This is a genomic window from Bacillus sp. ISL-78, assembly GCF_018613455.1.
Classification (GTDB): Bacteria; Bacillota; Bacilli; order Bacillales; family DSM-1321; genus Peribacillus; species Peribacillus frigoritolerans.
Window position 1 is genome coordinate 122,476 of the sequence record NZ_JAGGQC010000020.1, and the last position, 18,877, is coordinate 141,352.

The 18,877-nt window shown below is 40.4% G+C and carries 15 protein-coding genes; 13 read left to right on the top strand and 2 right to left on the bottom strand.

Going from position 1 to position 18,877, the window contains the following annotated elements; all coding sequences use genetic code 11:
• Window positions 1-60 precede the first annotated feature (60 nt).
• The 12 genes from J7I96_RS18855 to J7I96_RS18910 all read left to right on the top strand — a co-directional run bounded on the left by J7I96_RS18855 (window position 61) and on the right by J7I96_RS18910 (window position 16,455).
• Window positions 61-966 (top strand): NAD(P)/FAD-dependent oxidoreductase, encoded by a 906-nt coding sequence (locus J7I96_RS18855; protein ID WP_214924160.1) that lies wholly within the window; start codon window positions 61-63, stop codon window positions 964-966.
• 46 nt (window positions 967-1,012) lie between these two features.
• Complete coding sequence (locus tag J7I96_RS18860; RefSeq protein ID WP_214924158.1) at window positions 1,013-1,642, top strand: class I SAM-dependent methyltransferase; 630 nt, start codon at window positions 1,013-1,015, stop codon at window positions 1,640-1,642.
• 292 nt (window positions 1,643-1,934) lie between these two features.
• Window positions 1,935-4,049, top strand: a complete 2,115-nt coding sequence (locus J7I96_RS18865; RefSeq protein WP_214924155.1) for a PAS domain-containing sensor histidine kinase — start codon at window positions 1,935-1,937, stop codon at window positions 4,047-4,049.
• Window positions 4,050-4,139: 90 nt separating this feature from the next.
• Window positions 4,140-5,492 carry a sigma-54-dependent transcriptional regulator gene (locus J7I96_RS18870; RefSeq protein ID WP_214924153.1) on the top strand — a complete coding sequence of 451 codons (1,353 nt, stop codon included), beginning with the start codon at window positions 4,140-4,142 and terminating at the stop codon, window positions 5,490-5,492.
• A 64-nt stretch (window positions 5,493-5,556) separates the two neighbouring features.
• Window positions 5,557-6,483, top strand: coding sequence for an ABC transporter substrate-binding protein (locus J7I96_RS18875; RefSeq protein ID WP_214924151.1), 927 nt, complete (start codon window positions 5,557-5,559; stop codon window positions 6,481-6,483).
• Between the two features lie 261 nt (window positions 6,484-6,744).
• Complete coding sequence (locus J7I96_RS18880) at window positions 6,745-7,890, top strand: mandelate racemase/muconate lactonizing enzyme family protein (protein ID WP_214924149.1); 1,146 nt, start codon at window positions 6,745-6,747, stop codon at window positions 7,888-7,890.
• 52 nt (window positions 7,891-7,942) lie between these two features.
• Complete coding sequence (aldA, locus tag J7I96_RS18885) at window positions 7,943-9,376, top strand: aldehyde dehydrogenase (protein ID WP_311315227.1); 1,434 nt, start codon at window positions 7,943-7,945, stop codon at window positions 9,374-9,376.
• 35 nt (window positions 9,377-9,411) lie between these two features.
• Window positions 9,412-10,752, top strand: a complete 1,341-nt coding sequence (locus tag J7I96_RS18890; protein ID WP_251029204.1) for a lyase family protein — start codon at window positions 9,412-9,414, stop codon at window positions 10,750-10,752.
• A complete protein-coding gene (locus tag J7I96_RS18895) occupies window positions 10,736-12,262 on the top strand; it encodes an aldehyde dehydrogenase family protein (protein WP_214924143.1) in 1,527 nt (508 codons plus the stop codon). Before J7I96_RS18890 ends, J7I96_RS18895 begins: the two co-directional genes overlap by 17 nt.
• 23 nt (window positions 12,263-12,285) lie before the next feature.
• Window positions 12,286-13,458 carry a Zn-dependent alcohol dehydrogenase gene (locus tag J7I96_RS18900; protein WP_251029198.1) on the top strand — a complete coding sequence of 391 codons (1,173 nt, stop codon included), beginning with the start codon at window positions 12,286-12,288 and terminating at the stop codon, window positions 13,456-13,458.
• Between the two features lie 114 nt (window positions 13,459-13,572).
• Window positions 13,573-14,760, top strand: coding sequence for an iron-containing alcohol dehydrogenase (locus J7I96_RS18905; RefSeq protein ID WP_214924141.1), 1,188 nt, complete (start codon window positions 13,573-13,575; stop codon window positions 14,758-14,760).
• A gap of 126 nt (window positions 14,761-14,886) precedes the next feature.
• On the top strand, window positions 14,887-16,455 hold the full coding sequence (locus tag J7I96_RS18910) for a BCCT family transporter (RefSeq protein WP_214924139.1): 1,569 nt from the start codon (window positions 14,887-14,889) through the stop codon (window positions 16,453-16,455).
• A gap of 89 nt (window positions 16,456-16,544) precedes the next feature.
• Here J7I96_RS18910 and J7I96_RS18915 read toward each other — a convergent pair whose 3' ends face one another.
• On the bottom strand, window positions 16,545-16,682 hold the full coding sequence (locus J7I96_RS18915; protein ID WP_214924137.1) for a YrzO family protein: 138 nt from the start codon (window positions 16,680-16,682) through the stop codon (window positions 16,545-16,547).
• Window positions 16,683-16,714: 32 nt separating this feature from the next.
• Entirely contained in the window at window positions 16,715-17,680 is a 966-nt protein-coding gene (locus J7I96_RS18920) for a DMT family transporter (RefSeq protein ID WP_214924135.1), read from the bottom strand.
• Window positions 17,681-17,813: 133 nt separating this feature from the next.
• Between J7I96_RS18920 and J7I96_RS18925 the strand changes: the two genes are divergently transcribed.
• Window positions 17,814-18,710, top strand: coding sequence for a LysR family transcriptional regulator (locus tag J7I96_RS18925; protein ID WP_214924133.1), 897 nt, complete (start codon window positions 17,814-17,816; stop codon window positions 18,708-18,710).
• The last annotated feature ends 167 nt before the right edge of the window (window positions 18,711-18,877 follow it).

Here is an 18,877-nt window from a genome sequence, read left to right on the forward strand (position 1 = left end):
TTGCGCCAATTAAAGACATTAAGGGTCTCTAATAGATTTTATAAAGAAGGAGTGTTTCATGTGTTGGATTGTGTAATTATTGGCGGAGGACCTGCTGGACTGAATGCTGCGTTGGTCATGGGGCGTGCTGGACGGAAAACAATGTTGTTTGATGAGGATAAACCCCGTAACCGGGTGACGCAGGAGTCGCACGGATTTATCACACAGGATGGGGTGAAGCCTTCAGAGTTCAAGAAGCGGGCAAGAACTGATGTACAGAAATATCCGTCTGTCTCCATCAAGGAGGAGCGGGTGGAGATTATTGAAAAAGCCAGCGGTGTGTTCCGGATTCAAACGAAAGGCGGAACGGATTACACGGCGAAAAAAGTGCTTCTTGCAACAGGTCTTCGGGATGTTTTGCCGGAGATTCCAGGCATTCAGAATGTATACGGAACGAGTGTTTTTGGCTGTCCATTCTGTGACGGCTGGGGAATGCGGAGCCAAGCACTGGCGGTGATTGCGGAAAATGAACGGGCTTTTCATATGGGAAAACTGCTGTCAAACTGGAGCCGTGATGTAATGGTGTTTACAAATGGCTATCAGTTGCTTGTTGAGGAGAAGGGTATCTTGGCTAGGCAGCAAGTAACAGTCGTGGAAGAAAAGATTGAAGGTCTTGAATCGGAAGGAGGGCAGCTGACATCGATCCGGCTGAAAAACGGACAGGAAATCCAAAGGGAGGCAGGTATTGTGGTGACAGACTTGGTGCAATCCGCTCCTTTTGCGGAACAGCTCGGCTGCGAAATCACTCCAAACGGCGGGATTAAAGTGGATTCATTTGGACGAACAACGGTTGAAGGGGTATATGCATGCGGAGATACATCACTCAGCACGCCTTCCCAGCTGGTGATTGCGGCGGCGGAGGGCAATAAAGCGGCGGCTGGAGTCATCATGGATTTAGTTGAATCTGCATTTCTTTTGGAGGTATAAAATCCTTTTTTAAAAGAAAGAGACCATTTGTAAAGGAGAATGAAGTATGACGGAAATCTGGGAATCAAGTTTTATAGAAAATCAAATGATGTGGGGGCTTGAACCTTCAGATTCTGCAATTTTGACAAAGGATTTTTTCCTTGAAAAGAAAGTTAAGGATCTATTGATTCCTGGCATTGGATATGGAAGAAATGCAAAGGTTTTTACTGACAACGGAATACATGTAACAGGTATCGAGATTTCAAAAACAGCGATTGAATTGGCAAGGCAAAATGAGGTTGATCTTAATATTTTTCATGGTTCAGTAACCGATATGCCTTTTGATAACAAACTTTATGATGGTATATTTTGTTATGCCCTCATTCACTTATTGAATAATCGTGAGAGAGATAAGTTTATTAAAGCTTGCTATAATCAGTTAAAGCCAAACGGATATATGATCTTTACTACTATATCAAAAGAAGCCCCAATGTTTGGTAAGGGCAAACAACTGGGTAAAGACTATTTCGAGATAATGGAAGGGATGAAAATGTTTTTTTATGATTCCGACTCGATTAAACAAGAATTTGGAAATTATGGACTGATAGAGTTTTCTGAAATTGTTGAGCCCCATAAGAATATGGAAAATAAACCTCCATTTAAATTTATAATGGTAAAATGTCAAAAAGGACAATAGTTAGACATCGGCAGGGTATAAGTTCTGTATTTACAGAGCTTATACCCTTTAATTTTGCTTAAATCGCGGTTTTACTTTCAATGACCGTACTGCATAATTTTGCTTTACATTAGCCAGTACAGAGTCAATGGTGACTTTTTCTCCTGTATAAACATCACCCTAACCTATCGATCATCAGGCAATGGACAGCTAAATCCGTCAGAAAACTGAAAAGACTGGAAATTCTAATTATTTTTTTTATATCTGCTATAATTCTATTAACCAACAAATCGCACGTCATAGGATGTCTACAATGAAAATCATAAAAATTTTGTTTAAATATATCAACCAAAGCATTACGAGAAAATACTTAAATATCTTTATGCTCGTTTTAATCATTCCTATTATTGTGATTTACTATCTGATCATTGGATATGCAGAGCAAACAATAAAGAAAGATATCGTTGCACAAAACCGTTCAAGCACGGATATGATTGTCAAACGATTGAATGCCGAGATGACAGATGTTGTATTGCAGCTACAGTTGATCGCTGGAAAAGATACGGGTACTCAACTTGACTTGAATCGCATGTACACTCAATCAAAGCAGGCCATCACACAGAGCTCTATCGTCCATTCTATCTACTATTTAGACCAAAACAAAAAAATAAGGTTTGAAGCTCCTTTTGTTAAAGATCCGTCTTTTATTTTCTATGATTATCCGAATTTTGAGCAAGTGCGCTGGAGCCATAATTATGCTGTTTCCGATAATATTCCAAACCATTCGGGAGTGAATGTTGTTACAATTTCCGTTCCGGTTTTTTCGGCAAATAAAAAATTCCAAGGTGTACTGGTAGCGGAAATCAGTAAGGATTACTTGTCAGAAGTATTAAAAAGTGTGAGTTTGAGCAAGGGGCACTTTAGTTACATTACTGACAGCTCAGGAACGGTCATTGCTTCGACGGCAGGGCAGCAAATTGGCCAAACATCTTCATTGCATGCCTTAGGTGGCTTTTCAGAGTCCATGGTGATTGAATGGCAAAAGGAAAAAAGCGTTGCGGCTTATCAAGCAATGCAAGATGGATGGGACCTCGTTTATGGGGTGCCGGAACGAATCGCATTTGAACCTATTGAAAAGCTTTCTTTTGCACTAAGGATCAGCTTTGTGACGATCTTGGCTTTATGCTTATTTTTCACTTGGCTTGGAATGAAAAGCATTCTCTATCCAATCATTCGTTTGACTGAATATGCCCGGACGTATAATCCCCTGCATACCTATATCCCTTTAAAAGAAAAGAAAAAGGAACGGCCGGACGAACTCGGACTGCTGACTGATACGATTATTGATATGGGAAACAGCAATTATGAAAAGCAAAAAATGCTGGAGGAGAAGGAGCGTTATCTATACGACGTCCTTGAGGGAATTCCATATGGTATCATCACCATTAATCAAGAGAACGTCATCACTTATGTGAATCTGCAATTTGAAAAAATGGTTCATCATGAACGGTATGACATGGTAGGGTTGCATCTTAGTGACTTGCCTATTAAATCTGAAAATGGGGACTTTGTTTTATTGCAGACCTTACACTCAGGAAAACAGGGTGAAGAAATCGAAAGCGATATTATTGATGCCAATGGCAAAAAGAGAATGATTAAAATTACGACTTCAAGTTTTTACAATGAAGACTTGCAAACTATTGGAATCATCGCTGTCATGCAGGATATTTCACAAATGAAACTGCTGGAAGCCAGATTAAAACAAAATGACAAGCTGGCATTGATCGGTCAAATTACATCAGGACTTGCTCATGAAATCAAAAATCCCCTTGCCATTTTATATGGATCGGCTGAAATGTTATTGGAAGAAGCAGAGGAAAGTGAATGTTCAGAAGAAATCAAGGAATTATCGGCTGACATATATGTTGTTATAAATAGAATGAAAGATATTGTAGAGAACTTTCTTAACTTTGCTAAAGTTAACAAGAAGCAAAGGGAAAATATATTACTCAAAAGCATAATAGAAGAAATTATCCATTTACTGAGAGTAAAGTTAAATGAAACAAAGATTCAAATCATCAAAAAATATGAGGACGATTCTAGTATTAAAGGAGCTTATGATCAATTAATACAAGTGTTCTTAAATTTAATTTTAAATGCGATTGAAGCAATGCCTGATGGCGGATCGATTACGATCACAATAAAGGAAGAAAATGATCGTGTACTCGTCATTATCGAGGATACCGGCATTGGAATCAATGAACAAGATCTAGAGTGGTTATTCAATCCTTTCTTTTCAACCAAGGAAAGCGGTTCCGGTCTAGGACTTACGATTGCCCGGGACATATTGGCCGAGCATGACGCCAAACTTGAAATGGTAAGTGAAATGGGAAAAGGGACCATCACAACATGCTGTTTTTATAGGTAATGCCAAAAAAGAAAGAGTCAATGGTTAGCCTGACAAGATGTAAACCACTGATGGAATTCGTTAATTCTTTCAAAAGCAAGGAGGAGCACAATGACTGTTACTTGGAATGTACTAATAGTGGATGATGAAGCGCAATTATGCAAGTTGGTCGCCCGTAAATTACAAAAGGCTCAACTGCGTACTTTCATTGCAAACAATGGACAGGATGCATTACATATCATTAATAAAACAAAAATCGATGCCGTTATTTTGGATTATATGCTACCTGATATGACAGGGATAGATGTCTTAAAAGTCATTAAAAAAGATAAGGATATTCCAGTTATCATGTTGACTGCTTACGGAAATGTTGAAAGCGCTGTATTGGCGATGAAACTTGGAGCGGCGGATTATTTAAATAAGCCGATTGAACTTGAGGAACTAAAAAACATTGTCTTAAAGGTATGTCAGCAGCCGCGTGGGGAAAGCGATGTTAGGTTGAGTGTTCAAGGGTTTGTGTCCCAAAGCGGGAAGATGAATAAAGTGATGGAACTGGTGCAACGGGTAAAGGATACGGAAGCCAGCATTCTCATTCTTGGAGAAAGCGGTGTTGGCAAAACTGCTTTAGCGAAATGGATTCACGAAAACAGCATCCGCAAGGACAAGCCTTTTGTAGCGATTAACTGTGCTGCAATTCCGGAAACGTTACTAGAAAGCGAATTGTTCGGTTTCCGGAAAGGATCTTTTACAGGAGCGACATCCTCACAAAAAGGTAAGTTTATGGCAGCGGATGGGGGAACGATTTTCTTGGATGAAATCGGGGAAATTTCGTTAGGAATGCAAGTTAAACTACTGCATGTTATTGAAGAAAAGAAGATCATGCAGCTTGGGAGCAATGAGTACCATTCAATGGATGTAAGAATTATTGCCGCTACAAATAAAAACTTAAAAAAATTAGTCCAAGAACAGAAGTTCAGGGAGGATTTATATTACCGTCTTAATTTAATGGAGGTTGAAATTCCTCCATTACGGGATCGGAAAGAAGATATCGGCCCGCTTGTAAATCATCACATTGAAAAACTAAATCAAAAATACAAAAAACAACTTACCATTCACCCTGAAGTTGTCCAACAATTAGCTTCCCATTTTTGGCCAGGCAACATTCGGGAGCTATTAAACACGGTAGAGAGGATCCACATTCTAAACCGTATAGGAACGATCGAAGTCGCCGATTTAGAGTACACATTTACTAATCAGCAATTAGCCCATGACAAACCGTCTTTGCACAATGAGCAAAAAACGATAAGCAATAACCTTTCACAAGCATTGGAAGAGGTGGAGGAACAAATGATTAAAAAAGCACTTACGGAAACAAACGACAATCAAACAAAAGCTGCAGAAAAGCTGGGCATTGCACGTCATACCCTTATTTATAAGATGAAGAAAATGGGGATAAAACCATGAATCCGTGTTTGAGGAAGGAAAGAACTTGAACAGCTGCCTGTATAAAGTGTGCAGAGTTTTTGTGATGTTAGTATGCTGCCTATTTTTATTGTCCTGTAACGACTCTCGTTCCATAGAATCAACAGAAAAAGAAAACCAGACAAAAACAGATCAAACATCAGGAAAGCACGTTATCCAAATCGGATCCAAATCGTTAACAGAACAATATCTGCTAATGAAAATGACTGCGTTGTTATTAAAAAATGAAGGGTTCATAGTTAAAGAAATCCGCTTTCTAGACAGTCCTTCCGTTAGAAAAGCCGTTGAACAAGGATTTATCGATATGTACTGGGAATATACGAATACAGCCAGAATGTACTATCATAAGAAGTCTCCCGTTTATAATGGAAATCAATTATATCAACTTGTAAAAGAAGAAGATGCGAAGAGAGGGATAACCTGGTTAAATCGCAGTGATTTTAATAGCAGTTGGGGACTCTTGGTTACACGCACTTTCATGGAAAAACATCATATTTATACAATTAGCGATTTGATGAAATATATCCAAAGAGATGAAAATAAAATAAAGATTGCAACAAACGAAGAGTTCTTGATTAGGGAAGACGGATTCAAGCGATTAAACGAGGCGTATCATGTTGACCTGGGGAAAGAGGATATGATTGCCCTTGATTCGAAAATCCTGCCATTAGCTGTAAAAGAGGGAAGAGTGGATGTTGCTGTAGGAATGGAATCAGACAGCCGTATTCAAGAATATGGTTTAGGTTTATTAAAAGAGGATAAAGTGGTGTTTCCCCCCTATCATGCTTCTCCTATAATGTTAACGAAAACAATGAATGAATATCCTATCATCAGTAAAAAAATAAACCTTCTTTCGGCCAAATTAACAAATGAGAAGATACATCATCTAATCTATCAAGTAGATATTCTTCATCAAGATGTCTCAAAGGTAGCCTATGATTTCTTGGTCACAAATGAATTGATTCAAAAATAAGCCTGCAAATGCAAGGCTTATTTTTTTGGTCATGGATAATTATGGATAGCAGAAAGCTTAATTTTGTAGAGAACCTATACACTGTAGAAATTTTCTACAATTATTTTGTAGAAAATTTCTACAATTCAAATTATTCGTGCTTGATATAGCTGATATTCCAGCATAAAAGAAATTGGCACGGGACTTGCAATATTAATTTATAGCAAATAAAGAATTAGCAAATAAAAAATTAGCCATTCAATGTGTATAGGAGGCATCAACATGAAAATTACAGGTATTGAAATCAAGCACTATTTATTGCCGCTAGACCCGCCATTTAAGGCAGCATGGGACCCGGAACCAAGAAAAAAATTCGCATCAACCGTGGTGTATGTTCATACGGATGAGGGCATTACCGGTGTTGGGTCAGGAGACCTGATGATGGGGTTTGAAGGTCATGAGCATTTATTTATCGGCCAAGATCCATTTGCAATAGAACGCCATTCACAAGTCATTCAGAATATCGACTTTCATTATGGACGTTGTTGGCCACTGGATTTGGCGCTTTGGGATTTAATGGGGAAAGCGACAGGACAACCAGTCTATAAATTACTTGGTGGACGTTCAAATAAATTGCTGGCTTATGCTTCGACAGGTGAAATGGTCACTCCGGATGTGCGTGCAGAACGGGCTATTTCTTTTGTGGAACAAGGTTTCAAAGCGATGAAAATTCGTTTTCACCATAAAGATGTCAAAGATGATATTAAAGTGGTGGAAGCTGTACGGAAAGCAGTTGGAGACAAGTTGGAAATAATGGTTGATGCAAATCAAGGCTGGAAAATGCCTTGGGATGTTGAACGGACCTGGGATTTGAAAATGGCTTATCAAGTCGCAAGAGAACTAGAACAGTTAAAGGTCTTTTGGTTAGAGGAACCACTTCCGTCACATCAATTTGAAATGATGGCAAAATTGCGTGACATGGTCGGAATTCGTATCGCAGGCGGGGAAATGAATCGGAACTGGCATGATTTTAGAGAAATGAATAAGAGTAATTCACTTGATGTATATCAACCGGATGTTGCTTTATCAGGAGGAATTACACAAACGAAAAAGATTGCTGAACTAGTTCAAGGGAGCGGTGGGTGGTTCAGTCCCCATACGTGGACAAATGGCGTGGGTCTTCTAGCGAACTTACATCTGGCTGCAGCAATCAGCCATTGTCCATATTTGGAATTTCCTTATGATCCACCAGCATGGTCAAATGACCGCCGCGACTATATTCAAAAGCATAGCTTAATGATTGACGCCGAAGGGTATCTAGTCGCTCCTGAAAAACCAGGCTTGGGGATCGAGCTAGACGAAGAGGCGTTAAGAAAATATGAAGTCAATCATTTTTATGTAGGAGAAAGCAATCCAACCTCTATTTAAAAATGTATTCGCTTTCTAAATATGAAACTAGAAAAGAAGGGTGAAAAGAACCGTGAAACAATACCAAGCATATATTCAAGGACAATTCATCCATAGTGAAGACTATATGGATGTAATATACCCAGCAACCGGACAGGTAGTTGCTCAAGTGTCATCTTGTACAAAGGAAGAAGCTGAACAAGCCATTCAAGGTGCAAAACATGCTTTTTCCTCATGGAAAGGGTTACCGTCGTACAAAAGAGCTGAATTGGTCATGAATCTATTAAACGAAATGCGAAAAGAAGAATCATTAAATGATATTGCCACTGCTATTACACAGGAGATGGGGAAACCGCTGTCGGCTGCAAAGTCAGAAGTCTTTTATGCAGCGGATTTAGGTGAATACCAAGCGCAGTGGGCCCGGCGTATTGAAGGCGATGTAGTTGACAGTGATAATCCGAATGAAAAAATTATTTCTTATAAAGAACCGCTTGGTGTTGTTTTAGTGATTGTTCCATGGAACTTTCCTATTTACGTATTAATGAGAAAAATCATTCCAGCACTGATTTGCGGTAATACAGTTGTCATCAAGCCAAGTGTGAAATCACCTCTATCCGCCTTAGAACTTGCAAAATGTATTCATCAAGCCGGGTTCCCTGAAGGCGTTATTAATATCGTCACTGGAACTGATGACGTTGTGGGTGAAACATTAAGTTCTTCAGACCAAATAAATATGGTGACGTTTACTGGAAGTACGAGAGTCGGCAAACGAATCATGGAAAAAGCATCTCGCCAAATGGTCCGTACGTCACTCGAACTAGGCGGCAAAGCACCTGCCATTGTGATGGAAGATGCAGATATAGACCTGGCTGTCCATGCAATAAAGGGAGGGCGACTTGCAAACTCTGGTCAAGTTTGTAATAACACCGAGCGTGTATATGTTCATCGGGACATTAAGGAAACGTTCACGAAAAAACTGGTCGAGGCCTTTCAATCCGTTCGTATTGGTGATGGACTAGTCGATCCAGATGTGGAAATGGGTTGTTTAATAAGCGCTCATGACGTTCAGCGTGTGCACAGCATGGTACTTGGAGCAGTAGATGAAGGGGCAACGATTTTATGCGGTGGCAGTTTAGTAGAAGGATTGACTGATAGTTTTTATCCTCCAACTCTTTTAGATCAATGCACGCAGCAGATGAATATCGTTCATGATGAAATTTTTGGCCCAGTGCTGCCGATTATTACATTCGATACGTTAGAAGAAGTGATTGAAATGGCAAACGACTCACAATATGGCCTAACTGCCAACGTCTACACAAACAACTATCAATATGTGATGGAACTTACAACGAAGCTGGAATGTGGCGAAGTATATGTAAATCGTCAACAAGGAGAAGCTTACCAGGGGTATCACGCAGGTTGGAAACAATCGGGCATTGGCGGCGACGATGGAAAACATGGATTTGAAGAATTTTTACAAATCAAAACTGTTTATCTTAAGTTTTAATTTGTGTACGAAGAAGGTGAAGTGTGTTGAGCGATATGAGAGTAGAAGAGGATGCAATCGGAAAGGTTGAACTTCCTAAAGAGGCTCTTTATGGAATTAACACAGTACGAACAATTGAAAATTTGTCGTTTTCAAATCGAACGCTTAAGCAATACCCGCTTTATGTAGAAGCACTTTTAATCGTAAAAAAATCAGCTGCTGCAGCAAATGCAGAAGCTAAAGTGTTATCGAAAGAAGTGGGTGAACAGATATCTTTTGCTTGTAATCAACTTTTATCTGGAGCAAATGGAGATCAGTTTTTAATTGATGTATTACACGGCGGCGGCGGGATTGGAACGAATATGAACGTCAATGAAGTGATCGCCAATTTTGCTAATGCAGCTTTAGGTGTAGAAAAAGGCGGGTATGCACCCATACATCCAACAGAGCATGTGAATGCATCCCAATCTACTTCAGATGTTTGTCATACAGCGATCAGAATCGCGATAATCTCAAGTTTTCAATTATTAAGACAAGAGATCTATGATCTTATAGAAAAAGTGGCGTATAAAGCAAATGAATTTGGTGATATTACCACGATTTCCCGAACATGCTTACAAGATGCCATGCGTGTTCGATTAGGTGAAAAATTTAGTGGGTATGCAGCGATGTTGGAGCGCCGTCTCAAGCATATGGAAAAAGCCGTTGAACAACTGCATGCAATCAATCTGGGAGGAACGGTCATTGGCTCTGGTGTTGGTGCATCAGACAGTTACCGGGATGTGATTGTCAGGAAGTTAACTGAAGCATCAGGACTGCTGCTTGATCATCGGGAAAACTTATTTGATGCTGCTCAAAATATGGATGATTTAGCGGATGTGTCAAGTGAACTAAAACAGCTTGCATCTTGTTTGATTAAATTCGCTAAAGATTTACGATTGCTATCATCAGGACCCGAGGCAGGGTTTGGTGAAATTGTACTTCCAGCAGTACAAGCAGGTTCATCTTTTTTCCCGGGGAAAATAAATCCGGTTATACCGGAAACACTCATACAATGTTGTTTTCAAGTGTTAGGCTGTGATCGCGTCGTCCAGGCTGCATTAGAACATGGTGAATTGGATTTGAATGTATTCGAAGGTGCAGCGGGAGTTAATATTTTAGATGCCATGAACATGTTATCGACCATGCTGCCAAAATTCACGATGCTTTGTATAAACGGGATGGCTGCCAACGCACAGCGATGTGAACAATTATCAAACGGTCTAATTCCACTGGTTGTGACCCTTAAAGAAAAATACGGTTATGCAAAAATCTCAACGATATTGAAAGAAGAAGGTCGTGAAGGTGTAAAGCAACTTTTTTATAACGGAGGGGAAACAAATGACACAAATCAATGAGCAAATTTTATTTAAAGGAATAGAGCAACCGAAATTAGCCTGGGCAAAAGAATGGCTAAAACAAACGAAAAAATTCTATATAAATGGCGAATGGCTTGATAGTGCAAGCGGAGAAACAATTGAGACGATCAATCCTTCAAACGGTGAAGTTATCGGGCGTTTTCAAAGTGCAACAAAAGAAGATATTGATCAAGCTGTAGCAGCTGCCCGCCAGGCTTTTGACCACGGTCCTTGGAGCGAAGTGACACGAAAAGACCGCGCAAAAACTTTACGTCAAATTAGTGCGTTAATAAAACAGCATCAAGCAGAGCTCGCAACATTAGAGTCATTGGATAATGGAAAGCTTTATACAGAATCATTTAATGATGACGTGCAGGAGGCTTCTGACTTATTTGAGTACTATGCTGGATGGACGGACAAATACTACGGTGAAAACAATCCGGTGGAAGGAGATTTTTTAAGCTATACGACACGGGATCCAATTGGTGTATGCGGTCAAATTGTCCCGTTTAACTTCCCGATCGATATGGCAGCCTGGAAGCTTGCACCAGCGTTGGCGATGGGAAATACCGTCATTCTCAAGCCATCAAGCACAACGTCTCTTTCAGCCATCCGTTTAATTGAAATCATTGATGAAGCAGGCATCTTACCGGCTGGGGTCCTTAATTTAATATTAGGAAAAGGATCGATTGGTTCTTACATTAGCCGTCATATGGATATTGATAAAATTTCATTTACTGGAAGTACCGGTGTCGGAAAACAACTTGTTCATGACTCTGCAGATTCTAATTTAAAACCAGTGACACTTGAACTTGGCGGGAAATCACCAAACATTATTTTTAGTGATGCCCCGGATTTACAGGCAGCGATTGAGCGCTCATTTTATGGATTATTTACTCATAAAGGAGAAAAATGCTCCGCTCCAACCCGTTTACTAGTGCAACGTGACGTATATGACCAAGTGGTCGATAAAATTGCAACGTACGCTGATGGTTACAAATGCGGCAGCCCATTTGATCCGGAAAGTGACCAAGGTGCCCAAGTATCCAAGGCGCATATGGAATCCATTTTGAAACATATTGAAAATGGCAAAAAGGAAGGTGCCCGGCTTGTAACGGGCGGTGAGCGCGATATGACGGGGGAAAATGCACGCGGATATTTCATTCGTCCAACAATTTTTGCAGATGTAGATAATCAGATGTCAATTGCGCAAGAAGAAATTTTCGGACCTGTTTTATGCATCATTCCATTTGATACAGAAGAGGAAGCAGTTAAAATGGCGAACGATACTATTTACGGACTGGCAGCGGGTCTTTGGACAAGAGATGTATCACGTGCAAACCGTGTAGCCAGAAAATTAGAAGCAGGTATGGTGTTTATCAATAAGTACGGATGTTACGATTTTGCGAGTCCATTTGGCGGATGGAAACAGAGTGGTTGGGGCAAGGAATATGCGATTCACTCTCTGCAATCGTATACGAAAACAAAAGCAATTTGGATGGCTTATTAAACTACGAAGGAAGCTGGGGACGAATGATGAAAATGAAAGCGGCAGTTATGACGGGTGTTGGGGCACCATTAAACATTCAAGAAGTTGATCTTGCAGCACCGAAATCAAATGAGGTACTTGTCAAAATAGAAGCAACCGGCGTGTGCCATAGTGATTTAAATGCTTTAAATGATGCCTCGACGCCTACCCCGACTATTTTAGGTCATGAAGGTGCAGGTATTGTTACGGAAATTGGACCGAATGTCAAAAATGTAAAAGTTGGTGACAAAGTTGCATTAAGCTGGGTTCCTTATTGCGGGACTTGTGAGTTTTGCGTAACAGGTGCTGTGCACTTATGTGAGTCAGCTTTTGGGCCGATGTTTGATGGAACATTATTGGATGGAACGTCTCGTTTAAGTAAAGAAGGGGCTACAATTTTTCATAATTCGCTTTTATCTACATTTGCTGAATATGCAGTGGTGCCAGAAATGTCTTGCATTAAACTTCCGGATGAAATGCCGATGGCACAAGCCTCTTTGATTGGTTGTGGGGTGGCCACTGGATATGGAGCTGCGGTAAATGCGGCAAAAGTCACACCAGGTTCAACGGTGGCTGTGTTTGGAATAGGCGGTGTAGGTGTTAATGCCATTCAAGGTGCCCGAATTGCCGGTGCAGCCAAGATCATTGCGTGTGATGTGAAACCTGCAAATCTTGAAATTGCAAAACGTTTTGGTGCTACTCATACAGTTAATGTCGCCAAAGAGAATGTAGAAGAAAGGTTAAAAGCTTTGACAAATGGTCACGGTGTCCATTTTGCGATTGATTGTTCAGGAAATACAAAGGCAACAGAAAACGCTTGGAATGGTACTAGAAAGGGTGGAACCGTCGTAGTGGTCGGCGCCTTTAATCCTGAAATGGTATTGAATTTGCCTGCAAGCGGCTTCCATCGTGTCGGAAAAATCCTAAAAGGAAGCTTCTATGGCGATGTGCAGCCATTCCGCGATTTTTCGCGAATAGCCCAGCTGTATCTTGATGGAAAATTCATGTTGGATGAACTTGTCCTTGAGCGTATAAAGCTTAAGGATATCAACACTGCCTTTGATGCATTCCATGACTGCAGCTGCATTAATGTAGGGAGATCCGTTATTGATTCTTCAACACAACCATCTTTAGACAACAAGGAATTTGAAAGTAAAAAGATTGAACCGGCAATATGAATAGTTCCTTCTATTGAAAATGAAGGGTTAAGCATACATTCGTCCATCCGACATCCCTTTAACGGATGATGGATGGGCGGTCAAAGATCAAAGCTGAAAGCAGGAGGATATAACTTGAGTATTTCTTTTGAATTCATACCTAAAACGCAGATTGCATTCGGTATTGACCGCTCTTTGCAAATTGGAAAAGATGTAAAACGAATGAGCGGTCAAAATAAAGCCGTTCTGATTACAGATCCCGGTGTAATGAAAGTTGGACTTTCTGATATCATCGTGAAGGCGCTCGAGAAAGAAGGAGTAGAAACGATTGTCTTTAGCAATATACAAAGTGATCCAACGGCAGCATCCATTGACGAAGCGGCAGAACTCATTCGGCAGTTCGGTGCTAAATGTGTAATAGGGTTGGGTGGGGGCTCTGCAATGGATGTAGCAAAAATGGCCTCCCTTGTGGCAGGGGCAGAGCAACCGACAATGAATTATGCGCTAATGGCACATCCATTTGCACCAAAGAGCATTAAATCGATCATGATTCCCACTACTTCAGGAACAGGGGCTGAAGTAACAAGTACGGTTGTTTTCTCTACTGACGAAAAAAGAAAGGTATGGGGATGGGATGCAGATATGGCACCAGAACTTGCCATTTTAGAACCGAAATTCACTGTAGCCTTGCCGGACTTCTTAACGGCTGCTACAACTCTTGATGCCCTTGTTCATTCGATTGAAGCATGCGCCGGAAAAAGATCGAATCCATTTATTGAAGCATTAAGCTTACATTCCATTCGATTGATAACCAATCATTTTGAAACGGCGCTGCAAAACCCCGCTGACTTAGAAGCGAGAGGAAATCTCGCATTGGCGGCAACGCTTGCAGGAATGGCCATCGAGCAAGGGGGAACCGGAATCGCTCATTGCATCGGTCATGCGCTCGGAACCTTAGGACGCATTCACCATGGGCGTGCAGTCTCCATCGCTTTAACTGCTGCATATGCCTGGAACGCAGAGGAGGCTACTAAAATTCATGCTGAAATCGCTCGTGCCCTCGGTGTTAAAGAAACAGGATTGACAGAGGGAGAACTAGCTCTGGCAGGTGCAGATGCGTTTAATAGGTTAGTGGAAAAAAGCGGCTTGAAGATTTCCCTTCAAGATGATGGTTTAAGCACGGCTGACATTGATCGCCTTGTAGAAATAGCATTTTCAGAGGAAAATACGCCAATGCGTCTAAATAATTGCCGTGTGGCAACGAAGGAAGAAATGAAAGAGTTTGCCAGCAAAATCTTAACACCTTCACCAGTTAAAGCTTAATAGATAAGATCGTTCGTTTAACTATTTCGGAAGTGTCTTATTCTTATAATTTCGAAATGGATGATGATAAAGCATCCGTTTCGAAATTAAGGTTGTAAGCGCTTTCCTTGGATTAGGGGGGGAATTATGAAAAGTATCAGACACTTAGTGTTTTGGCCGCCGTTTTTATTACTGTTAGGCGCCGTTATTCTTAGCTTTACCAATAAAGAAGCGTTCATAAAAATAACGACTGATGCAAACAATTGGGTAATTGCAAACTTAGGAGGGGTATTTAGTATAAGCGGATTACTAATGGTAATAGCCTGCATTGCTACTTATTTCTCTCCGCTGGGAAAAGTGAAAATTGGCGGTGCACATGCAAAACCCATCTTAAGTTTCAAAAACTGGTTTGCTATCACTTTAACCACAACCATTGCCTCTGGTTTAACATTTTGGGGAATTGTAGAGCCCGTATACCATGTATCCGCGCCGCCTGAATCTTTGGGCATTGACCCAAATAGTCCAGCCGCGGCCATCTTTGCCATGTCAACGATGTACCTTCATTGGACAATTACACCTTATGCCATTTATTGTGTACCCATTATCGTTTTTGCTTTTACTTATTATAATATGCGTAAACCATATAGCCTATCGTCTACACTATCACCTGTTCTAGGTAAGAAATTAGACGGGAAAAGCGGACAGGTGATTGATGCAGTCTGTTTATATACATTGGCTTTGGGTATGGCTGCTTCGATGGGTACGAGTACGATGAGTCTAGCTGGCGGAATCAAAAGTTTGACCGGAATTGAAAGTACACCGGTTGTTTGGGGAATCATTACACTTGTCGGAACAGCCATCTTTATCGTTTCTGCATCAAGCGGATTGACAAAAGGAATCCGGATACTATCCAATATTAACGTTAAAGCGTTCTATGCCGTTGCTTTATTCCTTCTTATTGCTGGTCCGACTTCTTATATGCTGAATTTAGGAACAGAATCGTTAGGTTACTACTTAACACACTTTTTTGAGAAGAGTTTATTTACAGGAGCTGCTGCCGGAGATCAATGGCCTCAATGGTGGACAACATTTTATTGGGCAAACTGGTTTTCATGGGCAGCAATTACGGCTTTATTTCTAGGGAGAATCGCTTATGGATATACAGTAAAAACCGTAATCCTCGTTAACTTTATTTTGCCGGCGATATTCGGCGGCATTTGGATGACGATTTTTAGTGGAACATCCATTCAAATGCAAATGGAAGGGGGAGCACTCGCAGGGGTTTTGAATAACAGTGGTCCTGAATCGGTTTTATATGCTGTATTCGAAGCGCTTCCTTTTGCTCAAATTGTTATCCCTTTTTATCTATTCATCGTTTTCCTTTCATTTGTTTCGGGAGCGGATGCAAATACCGCAGCAATGGGCGGCATCAGTTCGACTGGTATCTCCCCAAAAAGTCCGGAGCCGGGAATTTTAATCAAAGCTACATGGGGAATCACCGTAAGCTTTGTTTCCTGGATGATGATAAGTTTTGCGCAAATAGACGGGATTAAAATGCTCTCTAATCTTGGTGGTGTCCCAGCTTTGATATTAGAGCTCGGTGTATTGATTGCGCTCTTTAAAATCGCAAAATCCCCTGCAAAATATGATGTTAGTGATCAAAGCGGAAAAGACCAAGACTTCATAGATTTAGAGAAAAAAAGTGAAGTCATATAATTTTGAGAAGTCAGAAGAACCGGGGCAGTTATGCTGCCCCGGTTTTCTTTGTGTAGTATTCAGCATTTGGAAAAAAAATCTGGATTACCCTATTGTTTCCTTCTTTCGTGATACAGATTAATCAATTCTGCATTTTGCTCATTCATCTTTTTCACATTCTTATTAATCGTTGCCAATTCCCAAAGTACAGCCAATCCAAAGATCAGCATAAGCGTTAATAAATCCATTGTTGCCCTCCTATGATGTTGTGTACCTTTAATTAAATGATTCTTTTCAATTTGCTTGGATTCAATTTCTCAACTTGGGAAGGCAAGTTCTTTCTTTGAAAATAATTATTTTGAATCAAAGCATATATCACTAAAAAAGTTCCGAGTAATTCGAATGATGATAGTGATTTTCCTTGGATAAAAACGATGGCCAACGTGGTGATTGGAACTAAATTGATAAATAGGATTCCATTGATCGGCGTTAAAAGTTTAATGCCTAAATTCCAGCTTAAAAGGGCAACGGCACCAGGGAAAATAATCATGAAAATCATCTCGCCATAAATGGATTGCATGACCTCTGCCGTAGGGACGGACAGCCCCATTGCCGTTGCGAGGAATGTTATGATGGCTGATACTGCCGTTCCTAAAATGCATGTTAAAGTCGAATAGCGAAGCGTTGACCATCCGTTAAATTGGTTGCCGCCCATCGTATAAATAACCCACCCTATAACCCCGATAAAAATGAAAAGGATAGGGATGATGCTATCTTTCAATAAAAATACGAATGATAAGCTGCCATTAGTAATGACAAGAATGGCCCCCATCAAGGCAAGGAACATGCTGGCGATTGTATACTTCATCGGTCTGGCATTTTTGAAAACCCACATAATTAAAATGGAAATCATGGGCATTAATGATTCCATGATGGAAGCAATAATCACCCCGTTATGCCCGAGTAAGTCTTGACCCGCGAAAATGAGAAAATTGTATACAGTGAACGCCATCGTCCCAAAAAACAATAATTTCTTTCCTTGCCCTTCCAGGCTAAAAGACTTCTTGCCCTCTTTCATTAAAAGCAATATCCCTAAAATGGCGCTAACAGCTAAATATCGCAAAAAAGCGAAATAAAAAGGATCAATATACATTAAGGCCCTTTCTGCAACTGGAAACATCGCTCCCCAAGAAATGCTGGCAGTCAAACATAAAAGTGCACCGATTAATACTTGATTTTTTTTCATAAAAGCTTCCCCTCGAAAATAATGATTGATTTAATTCCTATACACACCTTATGATAAAGTCATTATCATGTAAAATGACTTAAAGTGAATATAATCATCATTATTAATGATAGTTGAAAAGGGGGGCACTTTTATGGAAATGAGGGATTTGCAAATATTCCAGTGCGTCGCTAAATATGGCAGCGTCAGTAAGGCGGCCGTTGAGTTGAATTACGTCCAATCCAATGTAACGGCAAGGATTAAGCATTTAGAGCAGGAGTTACGGACGCCTTTATTCAATAGGCATAAGCGTGGCATGTCACTAACTGCGGAGGCCAGAAAAATGCTGGAGTATGTAAATAAAATTTTGCTTGATGTTGAAGAACTCAAGCAAGTATTCCTGGATAGTGAAACACCTACAGGGATATTGAATATCGGTACAGTTGAAACGGTGAGTGATCTTCCCAAGATTCTGGCCTCCTATCATAAACAGTATCCAAATGTCGATTTATCCATAAAGGCGGGGTTGACGGAAGACTTAATCAAAGATGTCATTGAACACAGGCTGGATGGAGCTTTTGTTACAGGACCGATCAAACATCCGCTCATTCAGCCATACGATGTCTGTACAGAAAAACTTGTATTAGTTACAAGAAATGAATCATTTAACCTTGAAGAAATCATAACAGAACCATTTTTAGTATTCAGTCAAGGGTGCGGCTATCGTTCCAAACTGGAACAATGGCTGAGGGAAGAAGAAGTGATGCCCAAAAGGATCATGGAGTTCAATGTATTGGAAACGATCTTGACCAGCGTAACACTCGGCCTTGGCATTACCCTCGTACCACAATCGGCGGTGAATCACCTCACAGCCAATGAAAAAGTCCACGTGCATCCAATTCCGGAAGAATACTGCAATATCTCGACAGTCTTCATACACCGTAAAGATGCTTATATGACAAACTCCATGAAAAGCTTCCTGCACACGATTGAAGCTCACCATGAAAACCGGTTCAAGCAAAATCCAGAAACAGCTCCTGAGCTGATATGAAGGATGGGGAAGCAGCAAATTGCTTAAATAGAATGATAGATTTATTATTCCTTTGGTTTCAAAGCATTTGTGAATTGCCAACGATTTCGTTGGCTTTTTGTCTGTATGGTCATTTCAATTATTCATACATTAAAATAACCTTCTTAAACTCCCTCAGTTTAATACTA

Coding starts and splice junctions, on each gene's coding strand:
- J7I96_RS18860 (WP_214924158.1), top strand. CDS start 1,013: ATGACGGAAATCTGGGAATCAAGTTTTATAGAAAATCAAATGATGTGG.
- J7I96_RS18865 (WP_214924155.1), top strand. CDS start 1,935: ATGAAAATCATAAAAATTTTGTTTAAATATATCAACCAAAGCATTACG.
- J7I96_RS18870 (WP_214924153.1), top strand. CDS start 4,140: ATGACTGTTACTTGGAATGTACTAATAGTGGATGATGAAGCGCAATTA.
- J7I96_RS18875 (WP_214924151.1), top strand. CDS start 5,557: ATGTTAGTATGCTGCCTATTTTTATTGTCCTGTAACGACTCTCGTTCC.
- J7I96_RS18880 (WP_214924149.1), top strand. CDS start 6,745: ATGAAAATTACAGGTATTGAAATCAAGCACTATTTATTGCCGCTAGAC.
- J7I96_RS18890 (WP_251029204.1), top strand. CDS start 9,412: ATGAGAGTAGAAGAGGATGCAATCGGAAAGGTTGAACTTCCTAAAGAG.
- J7I96_RS18895 (WP_214924143.1), top strand. CDS start 10,736: ATGACACAAATCAATGAGCAAATTTTATTTAAAGGAATAGAGCAACCG.
- J7I96_RS18900 (WP_251029198.1), top strand. CDS start 12,286: ATGATGAAAATGAAAGCGGCAGTTATGACGGGTGTTGGGGCACCATTA.
- J7I96_RS18910 (WP_214924139.1), top strand. CDS start 14,887: ATGAAAAGTATCAGACACTTAGTGTTTTGGCCGCCGTTTTTATTACTG.
- J7I96_RS18915 (WP_214924137.1), bottom strand. CDS start 16,682: ATGGATTTATTAACGCTTATGCTGATCTTTGGATTGGCTGTACTTTGG.
- J7I96_RS18920 (WP_214924135.1), bottom strand. CDS start 17,680: ATGAAAAAAAATCAAGTATTAATCGGTGCACTTTTATGTTTGACTGCC.
- J7I96_RS18925 (WP_214924133.1), top strand. CDS start 17,814: ATGGAAATGAGGGATTTGCAAATATTCCAGTGCGTCGCTAAATATGGC.